The sequence below is a fragment of the Desulfosporosinus sp. SYSU MS00001 genome, assembly GCF_049943955.1.
In the GTDB taxonomy this organism is placed as follows: domain Bacteria; phylum Bacillota; class Desulfitobacteriia; order Desulfitobacteriales; family Desulfitobacteriaceae; genus Desulfosporosinus.
In genome coordinates, this window is sequence record NZ_JBNFTW010000026.1 from 1 (window position 1) to 2,835 (window position 2,835).

Here is a 2,835-nt window from a genome sequence, read left to right on the forward strand (position 1 = left end):
TATTATAATATAGGTTTGAAATAAGTTCATCATCAAGAATTTTATTGTTTACAGCTAAATCTAATGCATGTAGATAAAGATTCATTATTTCGCTGTCTCTATTGGTCCTGCAATTTATATGAGCTTTTAGATTTAACAACCTAATAACAGTTTCATAATCATCTACCTTTGATGAATATGAATAGGCGCTGTAATATTGCCTCTCTGATTTGTCCAATAAATTCAGATTCCATAATGCCTTTGCGTACCCGTACTGAATTTTAGATTTTGTATGATTATATATTAAATTATCATATTTATTTATAAATTCCTCAATCTCAGCCTTTTTTAAATTATATTCTTCTTCACTTTTTATCATAGTGGTTATTTCTACATAATAATTTTCAAGCAATATCCTGTTAGCCTGATATTCGTTTGATTCAAGCAGATATTCTACGGTAGGTATAAGTATATCTAACTCTTTTTCTTCTGCAATTTCATTTGCTATTCGAATTATAATTCTAGCTGTGTCTGCAGTAATGTTTCTCTTTTCTTTTTCTAATCTGCAATAATGCCCTCTGCTTAACCCATCACATTGAAAAGCATCTTGCGTAACTCCTAATGATTCTCTTAAATTGCATAATTTTTGTGCCGGTTTTAATAACTCTCTCATAATTTAATCCCCCTTCCCCATTTGTTAGCGCCCTACAATTATACAAATTATTGTTATTTTATTCTAGTACCAAGTGAGTGAACATATCTTTTCCGTTAATGCTAGTGATGATATATACACTAGATGTAATAATTACCACCTCATGTTATTATTAAAAGGATTTTTATTTTTTGAGGTGCTATTATGGATTTTAAAACATTAATCGGATTAAAAATTAAATATATACGCACTTCCCAAGAACTAACCCAGGAAGAATTTATAAGTAGAATAGGTATCACTTTAGATAGAAGCCAATTAGCACGATATGAAACAGGCCAGGTCTTTCCATCTATCGAGTTAATAAAAGCTGTTTGTGAAACATACCGCGTATCTAGTTCTTGGCTATTAGATTTAAATGACAACAAAGGAATAACCCTTGATGAATTAAACATGATTTATACCTTCCGTAAACTTCCTAAAGAAGCGCAGGAGGGCTTTAAAAGTGTATTTGAAGCCCTAGCTAGAGACTAGAGCTTTTTCTATTATACGCTAAAAGTAAACGTTTTAGAGGGGTACTATTCAACAACTTCATGATATCTATTCTTTAAAATATTATCATTAAGAAAACTTAGCAATGTATAGCTATTCTTTTTATACTTTGTTTCAAAATGTTTATCTATCATACCCTTTACATCTTGCAAATTTACTTTTAAAAATCTATCCATGTTTTCCTCTGCAATACCCATGTAATATAAAGTATCTAATTTATCTATTACCACTAAGCAACTCTTACGCTTATATCGAATATGTTCAACGCTGAATTTTTCATAATACTTTCCGTAATAATAAATTACTGTCTCTAATATTTGCTGCTTATAATTTGTTTTACAATCTTTTAACAGGCCCATGAAATAGTCATAGAATGGAAGTGAGTTGTTAGGTGTATCTTTACCTATAGGTAAAGTACCCTCCCTTACCTCTGGCTCACGGGCCCCACCATTAATATTAGAGTTAGTATTATTAAAGGTGGTATTATTAACTTTAGTATTATTATGTCCCCAAATCGCCGAATCTTGTTCAGTAGAAATGGAGGAACCAGTTTCGCCATTTTGGGTGAACTGTTGATTTATCTGACTTGAACGCAATTCTTCACGTTCTTTCCTCTTTTGAATCTTCTTTTCCTTTTCAGCTTTTTGTTTTTCTTCTAATATCTCTATTCTTTTCTTTCCAGTATCTATATAACGGAATAGTAAAGTAATATCATCAATAATTAGAAAATGTCTGCGTGCCGGAACTCCCTTTAATTTAGTTTTAATAAGTCCAAAATTAGCCAATCTATCAATAGCCTTTTTCTGCTGCTTATCGTCAAGAGTTGTAGCTCTTTCAAAATCGTCTATTGTATTGAAAAAATATCCTTCTTCGTCTAATTCTTCTCGAATATTAAAGTAATTATATCTTGATAATAATTCACTATAGACTAATGTTGCATCAAGCCCTATAGCAAAACAAAGATTTTTATTGAGTACAATACTTCCATCAGCCCTAATTAGATCATACACTGAGCTTAAATCTTTACGCAAAAATTTCACCTCGATTTTGTATTAAAATCAGGGAATATGTGATATAATATCAATAGGTAATTTGATATACATTCACAATTCCTTGTAGGCAGTTCGATAACTTTGGAGAGTGCGAACTGCTAATTTTATTTTTTGATTTCACTTTTTACCTCCTTCTTGTATTTTTTAAAGAGGTCTTGAAAGGCTACCTCTGTTAGCTTTGATTGTGGTATCATAGTTTCTTCAGATAATTCCTTTAATGCTCGCTTTAAATCTGCATTTATTTTTGTATTAAAAAATTCTTTCACTTTCAGCACCTCCTTACAATATATATTGTACATCATTTGTCATGACTAATCAACAAAAGTGATGAAAGTTTTATTAGAAATATTTCGACAATTTACAACTTCCATAGATACCACTTACATTTATTTACCTCAAACCTAATTTCGCAAAGCTGCTTGATTCCATTATTTATAATTAAGCAATGATAAATAATGTATTCTACACCATCTATTTTAACGCGCTCAGAACGCTATATACGCTCTATTTTAATCGTGGCATATGATTGGTCTATATTTTTAATTCTAAAGCGCATAGGCTTCATATGCCCTTCCTTATCGTGTAATGTTACTACATCAATAG

The 2,835-nt window shown here is 30.7% G+C and carries 4 protein-coding genes; 1 reads left to right on the forward strand and 3 read right to left on the reverse strand.

Features of this window, described 5'->3' with window-relative positions; all coding sequences use genetic code 11:
• A partial coding sequence (locus ACPUYX_RS20755; protein ID WP_426381481.1) for a helix-turn-helix domain-containing protein occupies positions 1 to 652 on the reverse strand: 652 nt, incomplete at its 3' end.
• A gap of 183 nt (positions 653 to 835) precedes the next feature.
• On the opposite strand from ACPUYX_RS20755, the gene ACPUYX_RS20760 reads away from it, so the two are divergent.
• Positions 836 to 1,162: a helix-turn-helix domain-containing protein gene (locus tag ACPUYX_RS20760; protein WP_426381482.1), complete on the forward strand. Its 327-nt coding sequence runs from the start codon at positions 836 to 838 to the stop codon at positions 1,160 to 1,162.
• 44 nt (positions 1,163 to 1,206) lie between these two features.
• Here ACPUYX_RS20760 and ACPUYX_RS20765 read toward each other — a convergent pair whose 3' ends face one another.
• Complete coding sequence (locus ACPUYX_RS20765; protein WP_426381483.1) at positions 1,207 to 2,211, reverse strand: hypothetical protein; 1,005 nt, start codon at positions 2,209 to 2,211, stop codon at positions 1,207 to 1,209.
• Positions 2,212 to 2,336: 125 nt separating this feature from the next.
• Positions 2,337 to 2,498 (reverse strand): ribbon-helix-helix domain-containing protein, encoded by a 162-nt coding sequence (locus ACPUYX_RS20770; RefSeq protein ID WP_426381484.1) that lies wholly within the window; start codon positions 2,496 to 2,498, stop codon positions 2,337 to 2,339.
• Between the last annotated feature and the right edge of the window lie 337 nt (positions 2,499 to 2,835).

Excerpts from the sequence above, each read along its gene's own strand:
- ACPUYX_RS20760 (WP_426381482.1), top strand. The coding sequence starts at position 836 with ATGGATTTTAAAACATTAATCGGATTAAAAATTAAATATATACGCACT.